Origin of the sequence: Streptomyces sp. NPDC048604 (assembly GCF_043199435.1) — a bacterium.
In the GTDB taxonomy this organism is placed as follows: Bacteria; Actinomycetota; Actinomycetes; order Streptomycetales; family Streptomycetaceae; genus Streptomyces.
The window spans coordinates 251,299-274,790 of sequence record NZ_JBICVX010000001.1; the positions used below are offsets into that span (position 1 = coordinate 251,299).

Sequence of the window (23,492 nt, forward strand, 5' to 3'; positions counted from 1 at the left end):
AATCCTGTGTCCCACACGGGACCCGAGACATAGCGTCGGTTTGACGATTACACTGGGCGGCGTGCCTCAACTACGCCTCGCACTGAACCAGATCGACTCGACCGTCGGCGATCTCGCCGGGAACGCCGAGGCGATCGTCCACTGGACCCGGCACTCCGCCGAGCAGGGCGCGCACCTGGTCGCGTTCCCCGAGATGGTGCTGACCGGCTACCCCGTCGAGGACCTGGCGCTGCGCCCGTCCTTCGTCGAGGCCTCCCGGGAGTCCCTGCGCGCGCTGGCCGCCCGGCTCGCCGAGGAGGGGCTCGGGGAGCTGCCGGTGATCGTCGGCTATCTGGACCGCTCCGAGAAGGACCTGCCCCGGCTCGGCCGGCCCGCCGGCTCGCCGGAGAACGCCGCCGCCGTGCTGCACGGCGGCGAGGTGGTGCTCCGCTTCGCCAAGCACCACCTGCCGAACTACGGCGTCTTCGACGAGTACCGCTACTTCGTGCAGGGCGACACGCTGCCGGTGGTCCGGGTCCGCGGCGTCGACGTGGCGCTCGCGATCTGCGAGGACCTGTGGCAGGACGGCGGCCGGGTGCCGGCCGCCCGCAGCGCCGGCGCGGGCCTGCTGATCTCGGTCAACGCCTCGCCCTACGAGCGGAACAAGGACGACTCGCGGCTCGAACTGGTCCGCAAGCGCGCCCAGGAGGCCGGCTGCACGCTGGCGTATGTGGCGATGACGGGCGGCCAGGACGAGCTGGTCTTCGACGGCGACTCGATCGTCGTCGACCGCGACGGCGAGGTCCTCGCCCGGGCCCCGCAGTTCGCGGAGGGCTGTGTGCTGCTCGACCTGGACCTGCCGGCCGCCGCGCAGGACGCGCCCGCCGGCACCGTCGACGACGGGCTGCGCATCGAGCGGGTGATGCTCTCCGAGGAGCCGGTGCCGGCGTACCGACCGGAGCTGACGGGCGGTCACGCGGACCGGCTGGACGACGACGAGGAGGTGTACTCGGCGCTGGTCGTGGGCCTGCGCGCGTACGTCGCCAAGAACGGCTTCTCGTCCGTCCTGATCGGCCTGTCCGGCGGCATCGACTCCGCCCTGGTCGCCGCGATCGCCTGCGACGCGCTCGGTCCCGAGCACGTGTACGGCGTCTCCATGCCGTCGAAGTACTCCTCGGACCACTCCAGGGACGACGCGGCCGAACTGGCCCGCCGCACCGGGCTCCACTTCCGCACCGTGCCCATCGCGCCGATGTTCGACGCGTACATGGACGCGCTCGGTCTGACCGGGCTCGCGGAGGAGAACCTGCAGTCGCGGCTGCGCGGCACGCTGCTGATGGCGCTCTCCAACCAGGAGGGCCACATCGTGCTCGCGCCGGGCAACAAGTCCGAGCTGGCGGTGGGCTACTCGACGCTGTACGGCGACTCAGTCGGCGCGTACGGGCCGATCAAGGACGTCTACAAGACGACCGTGTTCCGGCTGGCCCGCTGGCGCAACCGGGCGGCCGAGGAGCGCGGCCACGTCCCGCCGATCCCGGAGAACTCCCTCGTCAAGCCGCCGAGCGCGGAGCTGCGCCCGGACCAGGTGGACACCGACTCGCTGCCGGACTACGGCGTCCTGGACCGGATCCTGGAGCTGTACGTGGACCGGGACCAGGGCCGGGAGGCGATCGTCGCCGCCGGCTTCGACGAGGAGCTGGTGGCGCGGACGCTGCGGCTCGTGGACACCGCCGAGTACAAGCGGCGGCAGTACCCGCCGGGCACGAAGATCTCCGCCAAGGGCTTCGGCAAGGACCGCCGGCTCCCCATCACCAACCGGTGGCGGGAACACGCCTGACGGGGTGTGAAACGCTCACAGCCGCACACGGGCGGCGACCGGGAGATGGTCGCTGTCCGTGCGGGGCAGGGTCCAGGAGGACACCGGCTCGACGCCCTTGACCATGATCTGGTCGATCCGGGCCATCGGGAACGCGGCCGGCCAGCTGAAGCCGAAGCCGTCGCCGGCCGCGCCCTGGGTGGAGCGCATCTGGGACGTCACGGCCTTGAGCGAGCGGTCGTTCATGGTGCCGTTGAGGTCGCCGAGCAGGATCACCCGCTTCACCGGCTCGCCCGCGATGGCCTCGCCGAGGTGGTCGGCACTGCCGTCGCGCTGGCCCGCGGTGAAGCCCGAGTCCATCCGGACCCGTACCGACGGCAGGTGGGCGACGTAGACGGCGACCTCGCCCTGCGGCGTGGAGACCACCGAGCGCAGGGCGCGGGTCCAGCCCATCTTGATGTCGACGGGGCGGGTGCCGTGCAGCGGGTGCTTGCTCCACACGCCCACGGTCCCCTCCACCGCGTGGTGCGGGTAGGCGTCGGCGAGGGCCTTCTCGTACACCCCCACCATGTGCGGGGCCAGCTCCTCCAGGGCCACCACGTCCGCGCCGGAGGCGGCGAGCTCGCGCGCGGTGTCCTCGGGGTGCGGGTTGTCGGCGTTGACGTTGTGGCTGGCCACGGTGAGGTCGCCGCCGGCGCCGGACTTGTCGTCGAGCAGCAGCCCGCCGAACAGGTTGAGCCAGACCACGGCCGGCAGCAGCAGGGCGATCAGCGCGGTCGCGGAGCGGCGCATCAGGGCGAGCACGAGCAGCAGCGGGACGAAGACGCCCAGCCACGGCAGGAACGTCTCGGTGAGGCTGCCGAGGTTGCCGACCCTGTTGGGGATCTCGGCGTGGAACGCCATCAGCAGGGTGATCAGCACGGCGCACAGCGCGAGCACGATGCCGCGCCGCCAGATCCCGGGGTCGTGGCGGAGCCGGAGGCCGAGGGACCGGAACCGAGGACGGGGGCGGTCGTCCCTCGCCTCGCCGTTCCCCGTGTCCGTCATGTCCACTCGCGCCATCACGCCGTCCTCACTGCCTTGCGTCTGCGACCCGCCGTCGACACTAGGCGATGACAGGTCGGTCGTACGGCCACGAGGACGACGGAACGGCGTGGCGGGGTTCCTGCAGGTGGCGCGGGTGGAACGGCTGTGACAGAACACGCACATTCGTACGCTCCGGACGCGCGCTCCGCGCGTTCGGCGCGCTCCGCGCAAATCAGCGCCGGGGGCGCACTCCGTCGAGGATCGCGTCGACGACCGAGGCGGGGAAGTCCGGGGAGAGGTCGGCGGCGGGCTGGAGGACCGTACGGAGCAGCAGCGGGCCGACGAAGAGGTCGTTGACCAGCTCCAGGTCGAGGTCGGCGCGGATCTCGCCGGTCTCGACCCCGCGGCGCAGCGCGTCTATGCCGAGCCGGCGGCGCGGCTCGATGGCGATGCGGTGGTACTGCTCCCAGAGCTTGGGATAGAGCTGCATCTGGGAGAACACGTTCCGCAGCAGCGCGGAGCGCTTGGCCAGACCGCGCTCGCGCATCGACTCCAGCATGACGACCAGGTCGTCGCGGACGGAGGTGCCCGGCAGGACCGGGTCCGGCGGCTCGATCGACCGGACGACGTCGACGAAGAGCTCCTCCTTGCCCTGCCAGCGGCGGTAGATCGTGGCCTTGCCGACGCCGGCGGTGCGGGCGATCCGCTCGATGGAAAGCCCGGCGAGCGGTACGCCCTCCTCGAGCAGAGCGATCACGGCGTTGACGATCGCCTGCTCGGCCGCCTCGCTGCGCGGGCGGCCGCGCTTGGCCTGGCCGGCGGCCTGGCCGGCGGGCGGGCCGGCGGGCGGGCCGGCGGGCGGCTCTTCTTCCAGGGTCACGTTCCGCTCCGCCTCTCCGCCGTGGTTCCCGCATGTCCGTGGTCGTTCACGCCGCACTGCCGCCGCATCGCTGCCGTCGCGTCACTGCCGCACCGATTCTCCCGCCTCTTCTCCCGCCGCCGTCGGCCGCCCCGGCGCCGAGGCGGTCCCGGGGCCGTCGGCGGCCGGTCGGCCGGGCAGGTAGCGGGCCACCACCAGCGCGCCGAGCACCGCCACGCCCGCCGAGGCGAGCGCGGTGACGTGCATGGCGTCCACGAAGGCGGAGTACGCGGGCTGGACCAGCGCCTTCCCGGCCGGGCCGAGCTTCTCCGCGACGCCGAGGGTGGCCTCGATCGACTCGCCGGCCGTCTCCCGCAGGCCCGCCGGAACCGCTCCGAGGCTCCCCTCGATCTCCCCGCGGTACGCGGTGGAGAGCACCGAGCCGAGGACGGCGACGCCCAGCGCCCCGCCGACCTGCCGGAAGGTGTTGTTGATCGCGGAGCCGGCGCCGGCCTTCTCACGGGGCAGCGACTGCATCACGGAGACCGTGACCGGCGTCATGATGTGCGCCATGCCCGCGCCCTGGAGGAAGAAGACCACCTCCATGAGCCACACCGGGGTCGACGTGTCGAAGAGCGCGAAGGCCCCGAGCCCGGCGGCGAGCGCGAGCATGCCGGCCGTGCACACCACCTTGGCCCCGAAGCGCTCCACGACGAGCCGGGCCCGGGGCGCGAAGACCGTCTGGGCGATCGCCAGCGGCAGGATCAGCAGCCCGGACTGCAGGGCGCTGTAGCCGCGGACGCTCTGCAGGTAGAACGCGGAGAAGAAGGTCACGCCCATCAGGGCGAAGAAGACCAGGGCGATGGCGGCGACGGCGGCCGAGAAGGCGGGCCTGCGGAAGTACGCCATGTCGACGGCGGGGTGGTCGCTGCGCAGCTCGTGCAGCACGAACAGCACGAGGACGGCCAGTCCGCCGAGAGCCGGGACGAGGACCTCGGCGTCCGTGAAGCTCGCCAGCTCGCCGCCGCGGATGATCCCGTACACCAGCAGGACGAGGCCGAGCACGGACAGCAGGACGCCGGTCAGGTCGATCCGGCCCGGGTTCGGGTCCTTGGAGTCCGGCACCAGCCAGGCCATCAGCACCAGCGCGAGCAGCACGACCGGCACGTTGACCAGGAAGATCGAGCCCCACCAGAAGTGCTCCAGGAGGATGCCGCCGGTGATCGGGCCGATGGCGATGGCCAGGCCCACGCCGCCGGCCCAGATGCCGATGGCGCGCGGCTGCTCGTCGCGTTCGAAGACGTTGATCAGCACGGCGAGCGTCGCGGGCATCACGAACGCCCCGCCGATGCCCATAACGGCTCGGTACACGACCAGCTCGCCGGGCGTGCCGGACAGCGCGGCCAGCGCGGAGCCGACGCCGAAGAGGGCGATGCCGAAGAGCAGCACCTTCTTGCGGCCGAGCCGGTCGCCCAGGAGTCCGGCGGTGAACAGCAGACCGGCGAAGACCAGGGTGTACGAGTTGATCGCCCACTCCAGCTCGCTCTGGGTGGCGCCCAGGCCGGTGGGGGCGGGGGCGGCGATGGTCTTGACCGCCACGTTCAGGATCGAGTTGTCGAGGACGACGATCAGCAGGCTCAGCATGAGGACGCCGAGGATCGCCCAGCGGCGGCGGTGCGCGGGAGTGTCGGGCATGGGCCCATCGTAGCGTCATTTCGATACGAGACCGTCTCGTATAGAAATCTTTTGCCTCGGGTGGCCGGCTCGCCGTCCGGCGGGGTGTCCGGCTCCGGGATGTGAACAGCACCACTGTCGCCCCGTGCCGCCGCCCTTCCCCCGCCGCCGCGCGAAGTGCCACCATGGATCTGGTCCGGGGACGCCGTCAGGGCGCCTCGAGATGACGAAGGAGCCGTTCACCATGACGCTTCAGGCTGCCCAGAAGGCCCCCGACAGCAGCAAGGCGCTGTACGGCGGCAAGGGCACGCGCCGCATCACCGTCCACGACATCGCCGCCGCCAAGACGCGCGGCGAGAAGTGGCCCATGCTCACCGCCTACGACGCGATGACCGCGTCGGTCTTCGACGAGGCCGGCATCCCGGTGATCCTCGTCGGGGACTCGATGGGCAACTGCCATCTCGGCTACGAAGACACCGTGCCCGTCACGATGGACGAGATGACGCTCCTGTCCGCCGCCGTCGTCCGGGGCACCAGGCGCGCCCTCGTCGTCGGCGACCTGCCCTTCGGCTCGTACCAGGAAGGGCCCGTCCAGGCCCTGCGCAACGCGACGCGGCTGGTCAAGGAGGCGGGCGTCGGCGCGATCAAGCTGGAGGGCGGCGAGCGCTCCCTGCCGCAGACCGAGCTGCTGGTCCAGTCCGGCATCCCGGTCATGTCGCACCTGGGCCTGACCCCGCAGTCCGTGAACACCATGGGCTACCGGGTGCAGGGCCGCTCCGACGAGGCCGCGCACCGGCTGATCCGGGACGCGAAGGCGGCGCAGGACGCGGGCGCGTTCGCGCTCGTCCTGGAGCTCGTCCCGGCGGAGCTGGCGGCCGAGGTCACCCGTTCGCTGCACATCCCGACCATCGGCATCGGCGCCGGCGCCGGCACCGACGCGCAGGTGCTGGTGTGGACGGACATGGCCGGCCTGACCGGCGGCAAGGTGCCGCGGTTCACCAAGCAGTACGCGAACCTCCGGGCCACCCTCGGTGACGCCGCGAAGGCGTTCGCGGAGGACGTCGCGGGCGGGGCCTTCCCGGCCGAGGAGCACACCTTCCACTAGACCGCCGCGGTACGGACGACGGCCCGCCGACTTCCCCCATCGGCGGGCTGTCGGCCGTCTGCCCCCGCCTGTCGGTCTCCTGTAGGCGGCTTGTCGGTGGATTGTCGGTGGCGGCTGGTCCCATGGGGCCATGACGCGATCACACACCAACGCCGTCGAGGTACGGGGCCTCGTGAAGCATTTCGGCGAGACGAAGGCGCTGGACGGCATCGACCTCGACGTCCGCGAGGGCACCGTCCTCGGGGTGCTCGGCCCGAACGGCGCCGGCAAGACCACCCTCGTCCGCTGCCTGTCCACGCTGCTCGTCCCGGACGCCGGGACGGCCTTCGTGGCCGGGTACGACGTGGTGAAGCAGCCCCGGCAGCTGCGCCGCACCATCGGTCTGACCGGCCAGTACGCCTCGGTCGACGAGAAGCTCTCCGGCTGGGAGAACCTCTACATGATCGGCCGGCTGCTCGACCTGTCCCGGGCCGACGCCCGCCGCCGCGCCGACGCCATGCTGGAACGGTTCTCCCTCACCGAGGCCGCCAAGCGCCCGGCGATGCAGTACTCGGGCGGCATGCGCCGCCGGCTGGACCTGGCGGCCTCGATGATCGGCAGCCCGGCCGTGCTGTACCTGGACGAGCCGACCACCGGCCTCGACCCGCGTACCCGCAACGAGGTCTGGGACGAGGTCCGGCGGATGGTCGCCGAGGGCGCGACGGTCCTGCTGACCACGCAGTACATGGAGGAGGCCGAGCAGCTCGCGAGCGAGCTGACGGTCATCGACCGGGGCCGGGTCATCGCCAAGGGCGGCGTCGCGGAGCTCAAGGCCCGCGTCGGCGGCCGCACCCTGAAGGTCCGGCCGGCCGACCCGGCCGAGCTGCCCGCCATGGCCGCGGCGCTGCGCGAGACCGGGCTGGACGGGGTCGCCGGCGCGACCGCGGTCCCGGACGAGGAGGCGCTGTACGTCCCGATCCTCAGCGACGAGCAACTGACCGCGGTGGTGGGCCTGTTCGGGGCGCGCGGCTTCGGCATCACCGACATCGGCACCCATCTTCCCAGCCTCGACGAGGTGTTCCTCGCCCTGACCGGCGAGAAGACCGCCGTCTCCGACCCGGTCGCCCAGGAGGTCGCCGCATGAGCACCACGACCACGCTCCCCCAGTCCCCGACGAGCACGGCGGGCGGCCCCGCTCCCGAGAAGCGGCGCGCCCCGGCGGGCGAGGGCCGGATCGGACTGCGCGCCAATCTGCGGCACATCGGCGCGCTGGTCCGGCGCAACGCGCTGCAGATCAAGCAGGACCCGGAGTCGATGTTCGACGCCGTCTTCACGCCGATCATCTTCATCCTGCTCTTCGTGTACGTCTTCGGCGGCGCGATCGCGGGCAAGGGCAACAACGACGCGTACGTCAACTACGTGACCCCCGGCCTGATGGCGATGATGGGCATGAACATCGCCATGGCCGTCGGCGTGGGCATCAACGACGACATCAAGAAGGGAGTCATGGACCGGTTCCGGACGATGCCGATCGCCCGGTCCTCGGTGCTCGTCGCGAAGATCGTGGTCGAGATCGGCCGGATGCTGGTCGCCACGGCGATCCTGCTCGGCATGGGCTTCCTGCTCGGCATGGAGATCCACACCTCGTTCCTGCACCTGTGCGCGGCGGTCGGTCTGTCGATGGTGTTCGGGGCCTCGCTGATGTGGATCTTCATCCTGCTGGGTCTGTCGCTGAAGACGGCGCAGGCGGTCCAGGGCATGGCGATGCTGGTGCTGATGCCGCTGCAGTTCGGCTCGTCGATCTTCGCGCCGCCGACGTCGATGCCGGGCTGGCTGAAGACCTTCACCGACTACAACCCGCTGTCGAACCTGGCGGACGCGGCCCGGAACCTGGTCAACGGCGGACCGGTCGCGCACTCGGTGTGGATGACGCTGGGCTGGGCCCTGGCGATCACCGTGATCACGGCGCCGGTGGCGGTGGCGAAGTTCCGCAACAAGACGTGACCGTGACGGCGGTGTTCAGGACTCGGCAGCACTCCGTCTGATCGCGTCGGCGCGGTCGAGCAGGGCGGCGGCCTCCGCGAGGGAGAGGCCGCCGCCTTCGGCGTACCGGGCCTCGAACGCGGCCTCGCCGAGCCGCTCGCGGGCCAGCGCGGTCGCGACGGCCAGGTTCTCCTGCTCCTGGGGCGCGAGCAGATACCCCCCGGGCCCGAGGGCGGCGGCCGCGCCGAGGAGTGGGGCCGCGAACGGGGCGCAGGACCCGCCGAGCCCGGCGAGCGCCCAGGCGGCGTTGACCAGGTGGGCGGCCGGCATCTGCGGGGCGACCATCAGGGACAGCCCGCCCAGGGAGCGGTGGTACGCCTGGTGGACGAGGGTGAAGGCGGAGTCGTACGCGCCGTCGACGTTGTCCAGCCAGCCGAGGCCGCCGAGGGTGAAGCCCTCGAAGATCGCGAAGGTCTCGGAGTTGAACTCGCCGATCAGCGCCTGGAAATGGGCGCGGGCCTCGGCGGTGCGCCCGGTGCGGCCGAGGAGCACGCCGAGGTAGCTGCGGGCGACGACCACCGCCTCGAGTCCGCGGCCGTGCTCGCCGTCGACGATCTGCCGCAGGATCTCCTCGCCCTCGGCGCGGCGGTCGGTCTCCACGAGCATGCAGGCGTGCCGGGCGCGCAGCAGGGCGGTCTGCGACTGCGCGCCGAGCCGCTCGGCGTGGCCGACGGCGGCGGCGAAGTCCTCGGCGGCGCCGGCGAACTCCAGCCGCCGCTCGCGCGCCTCGCCGCGGGAGGAGAGCGCCTCGGCGACGCCCCAGGAGTCGCCCAGGCGGAGGAAGAGCTTCAGGGCCTCGTCCGCGTCGACGACCGCCTCGCCGGCCCAGTCGGCCCGGTTGGCCAGGATGTTGGCGCGCAACTGGAGCGCGTTGGCCAGCTCCCACTCGAACCCGTGCTCGCGGCAGGCGGAGACGGTGACGTCGAGCGCGTGGCGCGTCCGCGCCTGGTCGCCGGTGAGGAGCACGGCGACCAGCGCGAAGGCCCCGGGCAGCCGGCAGGTCTGCGGAAGCCCGGGCGGATAGACGGCGACGATCTCGTTGAGCCGGTGCAGCCCCTCGGGGCTGGTCCAACGCGCCGTGTCGTGGTTCATGTTGAGCAGCTCGACGAGCCGCACGCCGCGCCGCGCCTCCCAGCGGCGCGCCTCGTCCAACGGCGGCGGGGCCGCGGTCACGGGCGCGTCGAGCGGGACGACGGGCGCGGCCGGCGCGGCGAACGGGTCGGGCCCGAGCTCGGCGGCGGCCCCGGCCCAGTGCCGGGCATCGGCACGCAGATCCCGCATCTGCCAGTACCAGAGCAGGGTGTGGACGAGCATCAGCGCCTCGTCCTCGTCCCGCGCGGCGACGGCCCGCCGCAGCGCGGTCCGCAGGTTCTCGTACTCGGCCCGGATCCGCGCGAGCGCCGGCGCCTGGCCGGGCCCCCGCAGCTCGGGGTCGGCGGCCCGTGCCAGTTCCCGGTAGTGCACGAGGTGCCGCCGCTCGGCGTCCCCCCGGTCCCCGGCCTCGTCGAGCCGCTCGGCCCCGTACTCGGCGACGGTCTCCAGGAGCCGGTACCGCATGGCGCCGGTGACGGGGTCGGGTGCGGCAACGACGAGCGATTTGTCGACAAGTGCACCGAGGAGGTCGAGAGTGGCGGGGGTGGCCGGGGTGGCTGACGCAGTCGTGCAGACCGCTTCCGCGGCGGCGAGGTCGCAGCCGCCGGAGAAGACCGACAGGCGGCGCAGGACCAGGCACTCGGGGTCCGTCAGGAGGTCCCAGGACCAGTCGACGACCGCGCGCAGGGTCTGCTGGCGGGGCAGGACCGTGCGCGCGCCGGTGGTCAGGAGGCGGAAGCGGTCGTCGAGGCGGTCGGCGATCTGGCGCGGGGTGAGCAGGCGCAGCCGGGCCGCGGCCAGTTCGACGGCGAGCGGGAGACCGTCCAGACGGCGGCAGATCTCCGCGGCCGCCTCCGGGTCCTCGTCCACCGCGAAGCCGGGGCGGACGGTCGCGCCGCGCTCGGCGAACAGCCGGAGCGCCGTCGCCTCCGGCAACGGCTCCACGGGGCGTACCACTTCGCCCGGGACGCCCAGGGGCTCGCGGCTGGTGGCCAGGATCGTCACATCGGGGCAGTGGGCCAGGAGCGTCTCCGCCAGCGCGGCCGCCGCCGCCACCAGGTGCTCGCAGTTGTCGAGGACGAGCAGGAGGCGCAGGTCGGCGCAGTGCTCCAGGAGCAGGCCCAGCGGGTCGGTACTGCGCAGCTCCTCGGGAAGCGCCGCGCGGACCACCGTCTCCCGCGCCCCGAGCGCGCCGAGCGCGGCCTCGACGACCGCGTCGGGGTCGGTCACCGGGGCGAGTTCGGCCACCCAGACGCCGTCGTCCCATGCCCCCGTCCGGGACTCGGCGCGCGCCGCCTGGACCGCGAGGCTGGTCTTCCCGGCGCCGCCGGCGCCGAGGAGGGTGATCAGGCGGGCCTGCCCGAGGTCCGTGCGGAGCCGGGCGATGTCGTCCTCGCGGCCGACGAAGCTGGTGAGACGGGCACGGAGATTGCCGACGGGACGCGGGGCGGGTGGTGCGGGGGCGGGTGCGGCAGGTGGTGGCGGTGCGGCGGAAGGTGTTGGCGCGGCGTGCGGTGTCGGCGCGCCAGGCGTCTCCGGTGCCGCTGCCGGGCGGTGCGGCTCGCTCGGGGAGAGCAACTCGGCGTGCAGGGCGCGCAGTTCGGGGCCGGGGTCGGTGCCGAGTCCGTCCGCGAGGAGCCGGCGCACCGACTCGTACCCCTCCAGTGCCTCCGCCGGGCGGCCCGCCGCGCGCAGCGCGCGCAGGCGGAGCGCCTGCAGGGGCTCGTCGAGCGGATGCTCCGCCGTCAGCGCGGCGAGCTCCGCCAGCGCCGGCTCCGCGTCGCCGCGCGCCACGGCCGCCTCGGCGCGGGCGCGCCGGGCCGTCCGACTGCGGGCCTCCCAGCGCGCGGCCTGCACCGTACGGTCGGGAAGGTCCGCGAGCACGGGCCCGCGCCACAGCCCCAGCGCCTCGTCGAGCAGCCGTCCCGCGCGCTGCGGGTCGCCGCCGGCCGCGGCCTCCCGTACGCCCTCGCCGACCAGCCGGTCGAACCGGAACAGGTCCACGTCGTCCGGCGCGGCCACCAGCCGGTAGCCGCCCTCCGCCGAGGCGACGGCGCCGTGCCCGAGCGCCCGGCGCAGCCGGCCGACCAGCGCCTGCAGCGCGGCGACCTCGTCGGCGGGCGGCCCGGCGTCCCAGACCTCCGCCACCAGGGCGCCGACCGGTACGACCCGCCCGGCGCGCAGGGCGAGCGCGGTCAGCAGGGCCCGCAGCCGGGGCCCGCCCACCGGGACGGGCGTCCCGTCGGCGGCGTGGACCTGGGTCGGCCCGAGGACGGAGTAGCGCACGGGCCCATTCTCTCCGTCGGCACCGCTGTATTTGGCATGAGGTCGCCAAAGGGATCCGCCGCGGGAACCCGGCGGCCCTCGCGGCACGTTCGACCGGCAACACAGCACACGACAGATCCAGCTCCCCAGAGGGTCCGACCGACCCACCGACCGCCCGCCCGAGCGAAAGGAAGCCGCCCATGTCCACCTCCGCCACCGCGCGCCGGCACGAACGACGGATCAGCCCGGTCTTCCTGGCGATCCTCGCCGTCATGGGCGTCGGCGGCTGGGCCGTGTGGACGGGCTTCGCCGCCTCCTCCGGGTTCTCGGTCTTCGTCTTCGTGTCCGCCGCGTGGGTGGTCTCCCTCTGCCTCCACGAGTACGCGCACGCCCGCACCGCCCTGCACAGCGGGGACCTCACCGTGGGCGCGAAGGGCTATCTCACGCTGAACCCGATGGCGTACACGCACGCCGTGCTCAGCGTCATCCTCCCCCTGCTGTTCGTGATCATGGGCGGTATCGGCCTGCCCGGCGGCGCGGTGTTCATCGAGCGGCACCGCATCCGCGGCCGCTGGAGACACAGCCTGATCTCGGCCGCGGGCCCGCTGACCAACGTGCTGTTCGCAGTGGTCTGCACGGCGCCGTTCTGGCTGGACGCCCTCGACGGCGTGCCGCTCGCCTTCCGGTACGCGCTCGCGTTCCTCGCGATGCTCCAGATCACGGCGGCGCTGCTGAACCTGCTGCCGGTGCCGGGCCTCGACGGCTACGGGGTGATCGAGCCCTGGCTGAGCGAGGGCCTCCGGAGGAAGATCGAGCCGATCGCGCCGTACGGCTTCTTCGTCGTGATCGCGCTGCTGTTCGTCCCGGCGGTCGGCGGGGCGTTCTTCGACGGGATGGACGCGCTGCTCCAGTCCCTCGGGGTGCACCCGTTCGACCGGTCGTGCGGCTGGGAGCTGTACCGCTTCTGGGACGGCGCGCCGGAGGTCTGCGGGGTGTCCTGAGCCCGGGGCGGGGCCGCGGACCTCAGGATTCGGCGGCGAGCTTCGCCCGCCGGATGTAGTACCAGGTCATGTTGGAGGAGAGGCCGGCCAGCAGCACCCAGATCACGCCGAGCCAGCTGCCCGAGGCAAAGGAGACGACGGCCGCCACGACCGCGAGGAGGCAGACGGCGAGGGCGTACAGAGCGAGGCGGGGCATGGGGGTCGGCTCCTGTCCGGGTACGGCGGCGGTGCGATGCTGCCGGTCCAGTGTCCCCCATGCCCCGTTCCGGCCCGACATCGGCCGGGCCGTGGGCCGCGGCTCAGACGTCGGTGATCCGCAGACCCGCGTGGGCCTTGTAGCGCCGGTTGACGGAGATGAGGTTGGCGACGAGCGACTCGACCTGGTGGGCATTGCGCAGCCGGCCGGCGAACACGCCGCGCATGCCGGGGATGCGGCCGGCGAGCGCCTGGACGAGGTCGGTGTCGGCGCGCGACTCGCCGAGCACCATCACGTCCGTGTCGATCTCCTCGATCGAGGTGTCCTGGAGCAGCACGGCGGACAGGTGGTGGAAGGCCGCGGTGACCCGCGACTCCGGCAGCAGCGCGGCGGCCTGCTCGGCGGCGCTGCCCTCCTCGGGCTTCAGGGCGTAGGCGCCCTTCTTGTCGAAGCCGAGCGGGTTGACGCAGTCGACGACGAGCTTGCCGGCGAGTTCCTCGCGCAGCGACTCGAGGGTCTTGGCGTGGCCGTCCCACGGCACGGCGACGATCACGATGTCGCTGCGCCGGGCGCACTCGGCGTTGTCGGCGCCCTCGATGCCGAGGCCGAGTTCGGCGGCGGCCGTCTCGGCGCGCTCGGCGGCCCGGGAGCCGATGATCACCTTCTGCCCGGCGCGGGCGAGCCGGTAGGCGAGGCCACGGCCCTGGTCGCCGGTGCCGCCGAGGACGCCGACGACGAGCCCGGAGACGTCCGGGAGGTCCCAGGGGTCCTTGGCGGGGGCCTTCTGCGCACTGTCAGTGGAAGTCATGGCCCCGACATTACTGGCCGGTCGGCCGGTTCCCGTACGGGTGAGCCGCCCCGAACCGGCGGCACAGGCGCCGGGCGGGCGGCAGGATGCGGTGCCATGGATGCCGTACGCGTCGCGTTGCTGCGTGAAGTGCTGGCCGGGACGGAGTGGCCGGCGGCGGCCCGGAGGTTCGCCGGGGCGCTGCGTTCGTCGGTGCTGCCGCACGGCGGCGGACTGCTGCTGGTGGGCACGGCGGCGTACGAGCCGTGGCACCTGGCCGCGCATCTGGTGGACGAGGCGGCGTGGTCGGGCCGCCCGGAGCTGACGCCGACCCTGGTCCGGCACCGGGTGCGGCCGGGCGACCCGGCGCACCTGGCGGTGGGCCTGGGCCGGCTGGAGGCGGCCGGCCGCGGCTCGACCGTCCTGGTGGTCGCCCCCGCCAGCCCGGACGCCCCCGTCCTGGAGCGCGTCCACGACGCCCGGCGCGCCGGCGCGACGGTGCTGTCCCTGGACGGGGGCGACCCGGAGCTGCGGGGCCTGGCCCACGAGGAGCTCACGGTGGCGGCGGACACCGCCGAGCTGGACCTGGACACCCTCCAGCACCTGGTGAGCGCCGCCACCGGCGAGAACGGCCACCCTGCGGGCCGGCGCCGCACCTTCCGCGACCGTCTCTCCCGGCTGGCCGACCGCCTGACGTCCCCACCGCCGCCCCGCTGGTGAGGGCCCGGTCAGCGGCTCTCGTCGTCGTTCTTCCGGCTGTCGTGCCAGGCCGGGTCGGTGTCCCACTCCAGGTTCCGTTCCTGGGCCGTCTGCATGGCGTGGGAGGCCTCCTCCCGCGTCGCGTAGGGGCCGAAGCGGTTCTTGGCCGGGCAGTCCGGGCCCTCCTCGACCTTCTTGTGCTCCAGGCAGTAGAACCACTCGCCCGGCTTGCCGGTCGTGCGCCTCTTGAACAGGGACATCTCCCGCTCCTTCATCCGTCTCTCTGACGCCATGCTGCCCCACCCCGGCTGGTTAGACTCGCTGCATGTCTGGCCAGTCGCTGCTCGTGCCCGGGGAGCTCTCCCCCCACCGCTCCGTCCCCGGAGCCATCCGCCGTCCCGAGTACGTCGGGAAGCCCGCCCCCACCCCGTACACCGGCCCCGAGGTGCAGGACTCCGACACCGTCGAGCGGATGCGCATCGCCGGCGGCATCGCCGCCCGGGCGATGGCGGAGGCGGCCAAGCACATCGCCCCCGGCGTCACCACCGACGAGCTCGACCGCGTCGCGCACGAGTACATGTGCGACCACGGTGCCTACCCCTCCACCCTCGGCTACCGCGGCTTCCCCAAGTCGCTGTGCGCCTCGGTCAACGAGGTCATCTGCCACGGCATCCCCGACTCCACCGTGCTCCGCGACGGCGACATCGTGAACCTCGACGTCACCGCGTACATCCACGGCGTCCACGGCGACAACAACGCCACCTACCTCTGCGGCGACGTCGACGAGGAGTCCAGGCTCCTGGTGGAGCGCACCCGCGAGTCCCTGAACCGGGCGATCAAGGCCGTCAAGCCCGGCCGCCAGGTCAACATCATCGGCCGGGTCATCGAGTCGTACGCCAAGCGTTTCGGCTACGGCGTCGTCCGGGACTTCACCGGTCACGGCATCAACTCGTCCTTCCACTCCGGTCTGATCGTCCCGCACTACGACTCGCCCCACCACACGACCGTCATCCAGCCCGGCATGACCTTCACCATCGAGCCGATGCTGACCCTCGGCACCCACGAGTACGACATGTGGGACGACGGCTGGACGGTCGTCACGAAGGACCGCAAGCGGACCGCGCAGTTCGAGCACACCCTCGTCGTCACCGAGAGCGGTGCGGAAATCCTCACGTTGCCGTAGGCCCTCCGCGGGGTACCTTCGTTACCGACAGGCCGTCGGGAACTGGTTGACTTAGGCAAACCTAAGTAGCAGGATCATCACCGGTTCCCGTCCCGACGACCGCCCGGTTCCGGAGGCATGCCTTGACCACGCCCTTCTCCACGCTGATCCGCACCGCGTCGCAGCAGCAGCACACCGAGGCCGAGTCGTCGGGCTTCATGACCGACCTGCTCGGCGGCCGCCTCGGCGTCGAGGCGTACGCGCGCTACACCGAACAGCTCTGGTTCGTGTACCGCGCCCTGGAAGAGGGCGCCGAGGCGCTGCGCGCCGACCCCGTCGCCGGGCCGTTCATACGGCCCGAGCTCTTCCGCACCACGGCGCTGGAGCAGGACCTGGCGCATCTGCGCGGCCCCGACTGGCGCGCCGGCGTCTCCCCGCTCCCGGCCACCACCGCGTACGCCGACCGCGTCGGGGCCTGCGCCCGCGACTGGCCCGCGGGGTACGTGGCCCACCACTACACCCGCTACCTCGGCGATCTCTCCGGCGGCCAGATCATCCGCGACCGCGCCGAGCGCACCTGGGGCTTCGCCCGCAAGGGCGACGGCGTCCGCTTCTACGTCTTCGACGACATCGCCAACCCGGCCGCCTTCAAGCGGGGTTACCGCGAGCTCCTCGACGGCGTGAACGCGGACGACCTGGAGCGGCAGCGGATCGTCGACGAGTGCAAGCGCGCCTTCGACTACAACGGGGCCATGTTCCGGGAGCTGGCGGACGAGTTCCGGATGAGCGCGTAGGGGCCCGGCCCACGGCCCGGGCCGGCGCCCTCACGCGGCGCCCGGTCCCCGCCGTCCGCCCCGGCCCGCCCGCTCCACGAGGAGCCAGCCCGCAAGCGCCATCCCCACCGCCGCCGGCGCGCTCACATGCACGGCTATCAGCAGGGCCGTACGGCCCTCGAGCAGGCCGCCGAAGCCGACCATCGACAGGCCCAGGACGCCCAGCAGTGCCAGCGTGATGCCCAGGGCCGCCACCGGGCCGCCCTCGCCCGTGGCCGGCGCGGCCGTGGCGGGCCGCTCGAAGCGGCGGAAGGCGGCGACCAGGCCGGCCGTGAGCAGCGCCGCGGCCGCGATCCGCAGGGGCGCCTGTACCCACCATCCGGCCGTCGCCGGGGCCGGAAGCCGCGCGCCGAGGGCCAGCAGCGCCCCGTACACGCCGAGCATCGCCGACAGGTGCCACAGGAACGCCGTCATCGCGATCCCGTTCGCCGCCACGACCTTGCGCCAGACGCCCGCCCGCGCCGCGAACCGGGCTCCGGGGCCCCGGAGCAGTTCGACCGCGCCGACCAGCCACAGGCCGTGGCAGAGCAGGGCCAGCGTCGGCGGGGCCATGTTGGAGACCTTCTCGCCGGGCATCCCGACCATCGACAGCGGGTACGGGCCGAAGGCCACGAGCAGCCCCGCGCCGGCGAGGCCGGCGACCGCGAGGGCGCCGGGCAGCCGGATCATCCCGTCGGCCCGCAGGAACCCGAGCTGATGCACCGCCAGCCAGACGAACGCGAAGTTCAGGAACTCCACGTACGGCACGTCCGCCGCGAACCGCAGCACGTCCACCGCGGCCGCCGCGGCCACCAGCGCGGCGAACGCGCCCCAGCCGTACCGCTCGTGGAGCTTCAGGAGCGGCGGGGTGAAGGCGACCATCGCCAGGTAGATGCCGATGAACCACAGCGGCTGGGCGACGAGGCGCAGCGCCACCCCCGTCAGGCCCCGGTCCCCGCCGAGGAGTTGGACGACCAGGGCGAGGGCGCCCCACACGCCGATGAACACCATCGTGGGCCGCAGCAGCCGCTGCAGCCGGGCCCGGAGGAACGCCGCGTACTGGGGGCGGGAGCGGTGCGCGATCGCGTGCGAGAAGCCGCCGACGAAGAAGAACACCGGCATCACCTGGAACACCCAGGTCACGATCTGGAGTTCCGGTACGACCGCCAGCAGGTTGCCGACCGCGCCGTCCGCCGTGACGGCGGCCATCAGCCAGTGCCCGAGCACCACGACGCCGAGCGAGGCGACCCGCAGCAGATCGACGTACCGGTCCCGTGTCGCCGGAGTGTTGGCGGCGAGTTCGCGCGCGCTGATTCCCATGCGGACACCGTGCCGCGCCCGCCCGACGTCCCGTCAGGGCTCGGATACTCATCCGGGGCCTGAGTACGCCGTCACAGCCGTCTCGATTCGGTCATACCAGCACAACACGGCTATTGCGTAGTTAATATCCTTTGTCCCGTCTTTTGGGAATTCGGCTTTCCTTTTCGGGTATTCCGATCCCCTCCCCCGTGATGTCCGTCACGCGACCACGGAGCACCAGGCGACCGTGCCGCCCTCGACGCCGTGCACCGCAAGGCAGTTAGGGCCTCTTCCGCCCCGCCGTAAATGATCGAAATCAATTGATCAGGGAATTCGCGTCTTGTTTCCCGGCGCATTTCTCGCCTACGTTCGCGTCGACCCGGACGGATCGCCGAATCCTGCCACCGTCCGTAAAAACACCGAGCACGCACCCGTCGGCAGGAGCGGGGGACCCACGAATGCGCCGGCGCGGAATCCGCGGCGGCTTGGGGTGAAGCCGCCGTGTGCGGCCGGGCAGCTCCAGCCCGAACCCGACAGCTCACCCCGAAGGCGCCGGAGAGGAACCACCATGCCCGCATCCGGTAAGCACCGCCGCCCCAAGCGACGTCCCCTGCGCCGTGGCATCGCCATGGCCGGCACCGGCGGCGCCGCGCTCGCGCTGCCGCTGATCCCGACCGGCGCCCAGGCCGCCACCCCCCAGCAGGCCCCCGCGGCCCCCGCCGCCGTCGGGAAGATCGCGGCCGCCGTTCCGCAGGCCGCACCGAAAGCCGCGCCGAAGACCTACACCGTCGTCCGCGGCGATTCCCTTTCGGTGATCGCCGAGGAGCAGCGAATTTCCGGCGGCTGGAAGAGCCTCTACCGGAACAACCGGGTCGCCGTGGGTGACAATCCGTCACTCATTCACCCGGGTCTGCGTCTTTCCCTCGGAAAGAAGGCCGTCGCCGCCCCCGCCAAGCCGAAGGCGTCCGCCTCCGGCGAGCGCGCCGACCGCTCCGCCAAGCGCGCCGCCCCGGCCAAGGCCGCCCCCGCGAAGGCCGCCGCCCCCGCGAAGACCGTCGCCCGCGACGCCGCGCCCAAGTCCTACACGAACACCCTCGACGGCTGGATCAACGAAGCCCTGGACGTCATGGCCAAGCACGGCATCCCGGGCTCGTACGACGGCATCCACCGCAACATCATGCGCGAGTCCTCCGGCAACCCCCTGGCCATCAACAACTGGGACTCCAACGCCGCCAAGGGCACCCCGTCCAAGGGCCTGCTCCAGGTGATCGACCCGACGTTCCAGGCGTACCACGTGCCGGGCACCTCCATGGACCCCTACGACCCGGTCGCCAACATCACCGCGGCCTGCAACTACGCCGCCGACCGGTACGGCTCCATCGACAACGTCTTCGGAGCGTACTAGGGGTACGTACCGGGGCACACCGGGAGCGATCAGACGGTCAGGGTGCGTTCCAGGCGCACCCGGCCGCCCAGCTCGATCACTCCGTCAGGGCCGGGGGCCGTCAGAAGCTGCGAGCCCCGGCCCTGGGTGATGTTCAGCGCCCGGCCCAACTGTGCGGTGAGCAGCAGGGCGGCCGCGCCGGTGGCCTCGTCCTCGTCGATGCCGTCGCCGCGCCCGGGGAAGCCACGGGCGCGCACCCGGCCCGCGGCCTCGTCCTCCCACGCCCAGGCGTAGATCCACTCACCCGGCTCGGGGATCTCCAGTGCGTCGACCTCCCCGGCCGAGGCGTACCGCCGCAGGGTGCGCGGCGGGGCCCACTCCGCCCGGGCCTCGATCCAGGTGAACTCGCCGTCCCCGCGCACCCACACCTCGCCGGCCGGCGGCCGGACGACCTCCAGGTCGAGCAGCCAGGCCGCGCCGACCAGGGGGTACCCCGCGAACGGCAGCCGCAGGCCGGGGGTGTAGATGTCGACGATCCCGCGCTCGGGGTCGTCGACGAACACCGTCTCGCTGAAGCCGAGTTCCTTGGCCAGCGCCTGCCGGGACGCCTCGTCGGGGTGGTCGCGCCCGTCGCGTACGACGCCGAGGGCGTTGCCGTACCGGCCGTCGCCGGCGCAGAAGACGCGCAGGACGTCGACGTCCGTGGCGCGGTCGGCGGAACCGGAACGGCTAAGAGCGGTCGTGTTCATGGCGGAATTCAAGCATCAGGGCGTCCCACTCCGCCGCTCCGCCGGGAATCGGCCAGGCCGGCGTGGGCGCCTCGCTGTACTCGACGGCGATCATCGCGCCGCCGTGCGACCGGGCCAGCGCCTCGCGGAACGACCCCGCGTCCGGCGGGAGCGCCGCCAGCCGCTTCTCGTAGTGGACGGTCGTCGCCGTCCGCACGACGTCGCGCGTCTCGTCGTCCTCGCCGCGCGTCAGCACCACCGACTCGGGCTCCATGTCCTCCGCCAGCGCCGCCACGGCCCGGTCGTGGCCGTCGAGGATCGCCCAGCCGTCGAGGGCGGACAGCCACCAGAGCAGCACGGGCGGCAGCGCGCCCTCGCGGGCCCGGCGGCGGTACGCCTTGACCCTCGGCGCGTCCGGCGCGGAGAGCGGGCGCAGCGGGACGACGCCGTTCCAGCCCTTGTCCCAGTCGACGTACGCCTCGGGCCAGGTGCGCAGGAGTTCGTGCCGCCATGAGCCGTGCGGCAGGGTGGGGCTCTCCCCGAGCAGCCACCGGCCGTCGTGCAGCGGGCCGCCGGGGCCGGAGGGCCAGCAGGCCCGCGTAGGCGTGCGGCCGGTCAGCCTGGCGCCTCGACTCGTCCGCGCGCAACGGCGGAAGGGGCGAGCGGTAGCCGGGCCGCACTCGCAGCGCCACTCCCCCGCGGTCGGCGTCGACCCGCCCGAGGAGCAGCGCCCGCCCGTCCTGGCGCAGCAGCATCCGCCGTCCGTCCGCCGCTTCCATCCTCAGCGGCGGCGGTCCGGGCCGGCCGGTCACGGTCAGGGCCAGCCCACCGGGCAGCGTCTGGCGGGAGATCTGCGCTCGACTCATGGACCGTCACGCTAACAGCGCCTCAAACCAGGACAGAACAACCCGCTTGACCGACCGTTGACTCTCCCATGGCACGGTCATGAGAGCCCTGTGACCGAGCCGTGTCCGCTCCGGCCGACCTGAGAGCTGAATCACTGGACGGACGGGTATGACCGAGGTAAGGGTGAGCTAAGTTAGGCCCGCCTCACCGTCCCCGCACGCCCGTGCCCCACTCCCCAGGAGCCCCTATGCGAGCCGTCCGCCTGTCCGTCGTCACCGCCGCCGCCACCGCGGCCGCTCTGACCGCTGTCACGGGCTGCGCCGAGAAGAGCGACGCGAAGGGCGGTGCGCACGGCGCGGTCACCGTCGTCGCCAAGGACGACTCCTGCGAGGTCTCGGACAAGGAGTTCCCGGCCGGCCACGTCGAGCTGGCCGTCGAGAACAAGGGCAGCAAGGTCACCGAGGTCTACATCCTCTTCCCGGACGACCGCATCGTCACCGAGCGCGAGAACATCGGCCCCGGCACCAAGGCGAAGATCACCGCCGAGGTCAAGGCCGGCGACTACGAGATCGCCTGCAAGCCCGGCATGAAGGGCGACGGCATCCGCCAGAAGGTCAAGGTCACCGGCGGCGGCGCGGTCGCGAAGCGCTCCCCCGAGATGGACGCCGCGGTCGCCGCGTACCGGCAGTACGTGCAGACCCAGGCCGACGAGACGCTGCCGAAGGTGAAGGTCTTCACCGACGCCGTCCGCGCCGGGAACATCGAGGCCGCCAAGAAGGCGTACGCCGACTCCCGCATCGGCTGGGAGCGCACCGAGCCGGTCGCCGAGTCCTTCGGCGACATCGACCCGAAGGTCGACGTCCGCGAGGATGGCCTGGAGGCCGGCCAGGACCCGGCCAAGGACTGGACCGGCTGGCACCGCCTGGAGAAGGCGCTCTGGCAGGACAAGAAGATCGGCGACCGCGAGAAGCAGCTCGCCGACCTCCTCGACAAGGACCTGGCCGACTGGGTGAAGCGGGTCGGCAAGGCCGAGATCACCCCGACGTCCATGGCCAACGGCGCCAAGGAGCTCCTGGACGAGGTCGCCACCGGCAAGGTCACCGGCGAGGAGGAGCGTTACTCCCACACCGACCTGGTCGACTTCAAGGCGAACGTCGAGGGCGCGCAGAAGTCCTTCGAGCTGCTGAAGCCGGTCGCCGCCAAGAACGACCCGAAGCTGGTCGCCGAACTGGACAAGCAGTTCGCCGCCCTGAACACGCTGCTCGACAAGTACCGCACCGACAAGGCCTCGTACGTCTTCACCTCGTACGAGAAGGTCGGCAAGGAGCAGCGCAAGGAGCTCTCGGACGGCGTCAACGCGCTGGCCGAGCCGCTGTCCAAGCTCGCCGCCGCGGTTGTGAAGTAGGGGGCACCCCACGATGACCGAGACCACCGGATACACCGACAGCGCTGAAAGCCCAGAAAGCACCGACAGCGCCGAGTCGACCTCTCCCTCCCGGCGCAGTGTCATCGGCTGGGGCGGTGCCGGGCTCGCGCTCGGTGCCGCCGCGGCCGGCGGCGCCGTCGCCCTGACCCGCGAGGGGAGCGACACGCAGCTGGTCGCCGCCGACGGCGGGGCCGTGCCCTTCCACGGGAAGCACCAGGCCGGTATCACCACCGCCGTCCAGGACCGGCTGCACTTCGCCGCCTTCGACGTGAAGACGACGGACCGGGCCGAGCTCGTCCAGCTGCTGAAGGACTGGACCCGCGCGGCCGAGCGGATGACGGCCGGTCACGAGGTCGGCGAGGGCGCGTACGGCGGCCTGCCGGAGGCGCCGCCGGACGACACCGGCGAGGCGCTCGGCCTCAAGCCGTCCCGGCTCACCCTCACCATCGGCTTCGGCCCCTCGCTCTTCGACGAGCGGTTCGGGCTGAAGGACCGGCGGCCCGAGGCCCTGATCGACCTGCCCAAGTTCCCCGGCGACAACCTCGACCGGGCCCGCAGCAACGGCGACATCTGCGTCCAGGCCTGCGCGGACGACCCGCAGGTCGCCGTGCACGCCATCCGCAACCTGGCCAGGATCGGCTTCGGCAAGGTCGCGGTGCGCTGGTCGCAGCTCGGCTTCGGCAAGACGTCCTCGACGACCCCCGACGCCCAGACCCCGCGGAACCTGTTCGGCTTCAAGGACGGCACCCGCAACATCGCCGGCACCGACAGCGCCCGTCTGGACAAGCACGTCTGGGTGTCCGGCAAGGCGGCGCAGGGCCCGGCGGCGTGGATGGACGGCGGCTCGTACCTGGTCGCCCGCCGTATCCGGATGAACGTCGAGACCTGGGACCGCACCCCCCTGCAGGAGCAGGAGGACATCTTCGGCCGCGACAAGAAGGAAGGCGCGCCGGTCGGCAGGGCCAAGGAGCACGACGAGCCGTTCCTGCCGGCGATGAAGCCGGAGGCGCATGTCCGGCTCGCGCACCCGGACTCCAACAACGGGGCGACGATCCTGCGCCGCGGCTACTCGTTCACCGACGGCACGGACGGTCTCGGGCGTCTGGAGACCGGTCTGTTCTTCCTCGCGTACCAGCGGGACGTGCGCACCGGCTTCGTGCCGGTGCAGACCTCGCTGGCCCGTGCCGACGTGCTCAACGAGTACATCCAGCACGTCGGTTCGGCGCTGTTCGCGGTGCCGCCGGGCGTCCGGGGCAAGGACGACTGGTGGGGCCGGGCGCTGTTCTCGTAGCGGTGGCGCTCGCTCGCAACTCA

General features: G+C 72.7%; 21 protein-coding genes and 1 riboswitch. Of the genes, 11 read left to right on the forward strand and 10 right to left on the reverse strand.

Going from position 1 to position 23,492, the window contains the following annotated elements; all coding sequences use genetic code 11:
• The first annotated feature begins 61 nt into the window (after positions 1-61).
• The gene (locus ACGFMM_RS01050; RefSeq protein WP_393641914.1) at positions 62-1,816 is read left to right on the forward strand and encodes an NAD+ synthase; all 1,755 of its coding nucleotides are present in this window, start codon (positions 62-64) and stop codon (positions 1,814-1,816) included.
• A gap of 15 nt (positions 1,817-1,831) precedes the next feature.
• On the opposite strand, the gene ACGFMM_RS01055 is transcribed toward ACGFMM_RS01050, so the two are convergent.
• The 3 genes from ACGFMM_RS01055 to ACGFMM_RS01065 all read right to left on the reverse strand — a co-directional run bounded on the left by ACGFMM_RS01055 (position 1,832) and on the right by ACGFMM_RS01065 (position 5,375).
• Positions 1,832-2,842, reverse strand: coding sequence for an endonuclease/exonuclease/phosphatase family protein (locus tag ACGFMM_RS01055; RefSeq protein ID WP_393641915.1), 1,011 nt, complete (start codon positions 2,840-2,842; stop codon positions 1,832-1,834).
• 211 nt (positions 2,843-3,053) lie between these two features.
• Positions 3,054-3,701, reverse strand: a complete 648-nt coding sequence (locus ACGFMM_RS01060) for a TetR/AcrR family transcriptional regulator (RefSeq protein ID WP_393641917.1) — start codon at positions 3,699-3,701, stop codon at positions 3,054-3,056.
• Positions 3,702-3,782: 81 nt separating this feature from the next.
• Positions 3,783-5,375: an MFS transporter gene (locus tag ACGFMM_RS01065; RefSeq protein WP_393641919.1), complete on the reverse strand. Its 1,593-nt coding sequence runs from the start codon at positions 5,373-5,375 to the stop codon at positions 3,783-3,785.
• Positions 5,376-5,598: 223 nt separating this feature from the next.
• On the opposite strand from ACGFMM_RS01065, the gene panB reads away from it, so the two are divergent.
• From panB to ACGFMM_RS01080, 3 genes are all read left to right on the forward strand, one after another.
• Entirely contained in the window at positions 5,599-6,459 is an 861-nt protein-coding gene (gene panB, locus ACGFMM_RS01070; RefSeq protein WP_393641920.1) for a 3-methyl-2-oxobutanoate hydroxymethyltransferase, read from the forward strand.
• Positions 6,460-6,589: 130 nt separating this feature from the next.
• Positions 6,590-7,582 (forward strand): ATP-binding cassette domain-containing protein, encoded by a 993-nt coding sequence (locus ACGFMM_RS01075; protein ID WP_393641921.1) that lies wholly within the window; start codon positions 6,590-6,592, stop codon positions 7,580-7,582.
• Positions 7,579-8,442 carry an ABC transporter permease gene (locus ACGFMM_RS01080; protein ID WP_393641922.1) on the forward strand — a complete coding sequence of 288 codons (864 nt, stop codon included), beginning with the start codon at positions 7,579-7,581 and terminating at the stop codon, positions 8,440-8,442. Before ACGFMM_RS01075 ends, ACGFMM_RS01080 begins: the two co-directional genes overlap by 4 nt.
• A 15-nt stretch (positions 8,443-8,457) precedes the next feature.
• Here the strand turns inward: ACGFMM_RS01080 and ACGFMM_RS01085 are convergent, their stop codons facing one another.
• A complete protein-coding gene (locus ACGFMM_RS01085) occupies positions 8,458-11,859 on the reverse strand; it encodes a BTAD domain-containing putative transcriptional regulator (RefSeq protein ID WP_393641923.1) in 3,402 nt (1,133 codons plus the stop codon).
• A gap of 179 nt (positions 11,860-12,038) precedes the next feature.
• Here ACGFMM_RS01085 and ACGFMM_RS01090 point away from each other — a divergent pair, with 179 nt between their 5' ends.
• Positions 12,039-12,839 (forward strand): site-2 protease family protein, encoded by an 801-nt coding sequence (locus ACGFMM_RS01090; protein WP_393641925.1) that lies wholly within the window; start codon positions 12,039-12,041, stop codon positions 12,837-12,839.
• A gap of 22 nt (positions 12,840-12,861) precedes the next feature.
• On the opposite strand, the gene ACGFMM_RS01095 is transcribed toward ACGFMM_RS01090, so the two are convergent.
• Both ACGFMM_RS01095 and npdG read right to left on the reverse strand, forming a co-directional pair.
• Complete coding sequence (locus tag ACGFMM_RS01095; protein ID WP_393641926.1) at positions 12,862-13,035, reverse strand: hypothetical protein; 174 nt, start codon at positions 13,033-13,035, stop codon at positions 12,862-12,864.
• A gap of 103 nt (positions 13,036-13,138) precedes the next feature.
• On the reverse strand, positions 13,139-13,843 hold the full coding sequence (gene npdG, locus ACGFMM_RS01100; protein WP_393641927.1) for an NADPH-dependent F420 reductase: 705 nt from the start codon (positions 13,841-13,843) through the stop codon (positions 13,139-13,141).
• Between the two features lie 96 nt (positions 13,844-13,939).
• On the opposite strand from npdG, the gene ACGFMM_RS01105 reads away from it, so the two are divergent.
• Entirely contained in the window at positions 13,940-14,542 is a 603-nt protein-coding gene (locus ACGFMM_RS01105; RefSeq protein ID WP_393641928.1) for a hypothetical protein, read from the forward strand.
• Positions 14,543-14,550: 8 nt separating this feature from the next.
• Here the strand turns inward: ACGFMM_RS01105 and ACGFMM_RS01110 are convergent, their stop codons facing one another.
• Positions 14,551-14,781: a hypothetical protein gene (locus ACGFMM_RS01110; RefSeq protein ID WP_393641930.1), complete on the reverse strand. Its 231-nt coding sequence runs from the start codon at positions 14,779-14,781 to the stop codon at positions 14,551-14,553.
• A gap of 65 nt (positions 14,782-14,846) precedes the next feature.
• Between ACGFMM_RS01110 and map the strand changes: the two genes are divergently transcribed.
• Together map and ACGFMM_RS01120 are read left to right on the forward strand one after the other, a co-directional pair.
• On the forward strand, positions 14,847-15,704 hold the full coding sequence (gene map / locus ACGFMM_RS01115; protein ID WP_393641931.1) for a type I methionyl aminopeptidase: 858 nt from the start codon (positions 14,847-14,849) through the stop codon (positions 15,702-15,704).
• A gap of 122 nt (positions 15,705-15,826) precedes the next feature.
• Entirely contained in the window at positions 15,827-16,477 is a 651-nt protein-coding gene (locus ACGFMM_RS01120; protein ID WP_393641933.1) for a heme oxygenase (biliverdin-producing), read from the forward strand.
• Positions 16,478-16,507: 30 nt separating this feature from the next.
• Here the strand turns inward: ACGFMM_RS01120 and ACGFMM_RS01125 are convergent, their stop codons facing one another.
• On the reverse strand, positions 16,508-17,815 hold the full coding sequence (locus tag ACGFMM_RS01125; RefSeq protein ID WP_393641935.1) for an acyltransferase: 1,308 nt from the start codon (positions 17,813-17,815) through the stop codon (positions 16,508-16,510).
• A gap of 358 nt (positions 17,816-18,173) precedes the next feature.
• Positions 18,174-18,359: riboswitch (cyclic di-AMP (ydaO/yuaA leader) on the forward strand.
• 3 nt (positions 18,360-18,362) lie between these two features.
• On the opposite strand from ACGFMM_RS01125, the gene ACGFMM_RS01130 reads away from it, so the two are divergent.
• Entirely contained in the window at positions 18,363-19,199 is an 837-nt protein-coding gene (locus tag ACGFMM_RS01130) for a transglycosylase SLT domain-containing protein (RefSeq protein ID WP_393641937.1), read from the forward strand.
• A gap of 29 nt (positions 19,200-19,228) precedes the next feature.
• Here the strand turns inward: ACGFMM_RS01130 and ACGFMM_RS01135 are convergent, their stop codons facing one another.
• Both ACGFMM_RS01135 and ACGFMM_RS01140 read right to left on the reverse strand, forming a co-directional pair.
• Positions 19,229-19,927 carry a PhzF family phenazine biosynthesis protein gene (locus ACGFMM_RS01135; RefSeq protein WP_393641939.1) on the reverse strand — a complete coding sequence of 233 codons (699 nt, stop codon included), beginning with the start codon at positions 19,925-19,927 and terminating at the stop codon, positions 19,229-19,231.
• Positions 19,908-20,264, reverse strand: a complete 357-nt coding sequence (locus ACGFMM_RS01140) for a hypothetical protein (RefSeq protein WP_393641941.1) — start codon at positions 20,262-20,264, stop codon at positions 19,908-19,910. The genes ACGFMM_RS01135 and ACGFMM_RS01140 overlap by 20 nt, the downstream gene beginning before the upstream one ends.
• A gap of 735 nt (positions 20,265-20,999) precedes the next feature.
• Here ACGFMM_RS01140 and efeO point away from each other — a divergent pair.
• Complete coding sequence (efeO, locus tag ACGFMM_RS01145; RefSeq protein ID WP_393641942.1) at positions 21,000-22,157, forward strand: iron uptake system protein EfeO; 1,158 nt, start codon at positions 21,000-21,002, stop codon at positions 22,155-22,157.
• Between the two features lie 13 nt (positions 22,158-22,170).
• Positions 22,171-23,469 (forward strand): iron uptake transporter deferrochelatase/peroxidase subunit, encoded by a 1,299-nt coding sequence (gene efeB, locus ACGFMM_RS01150; RefSeq protein ID WP_393641943.1) that lies wholly within the window; start codon positions 22,171-22,173, stop codon positions 23,467-23,469.
• Positions 23,470-23,492 lie beyond the last annotated feature (23 nt).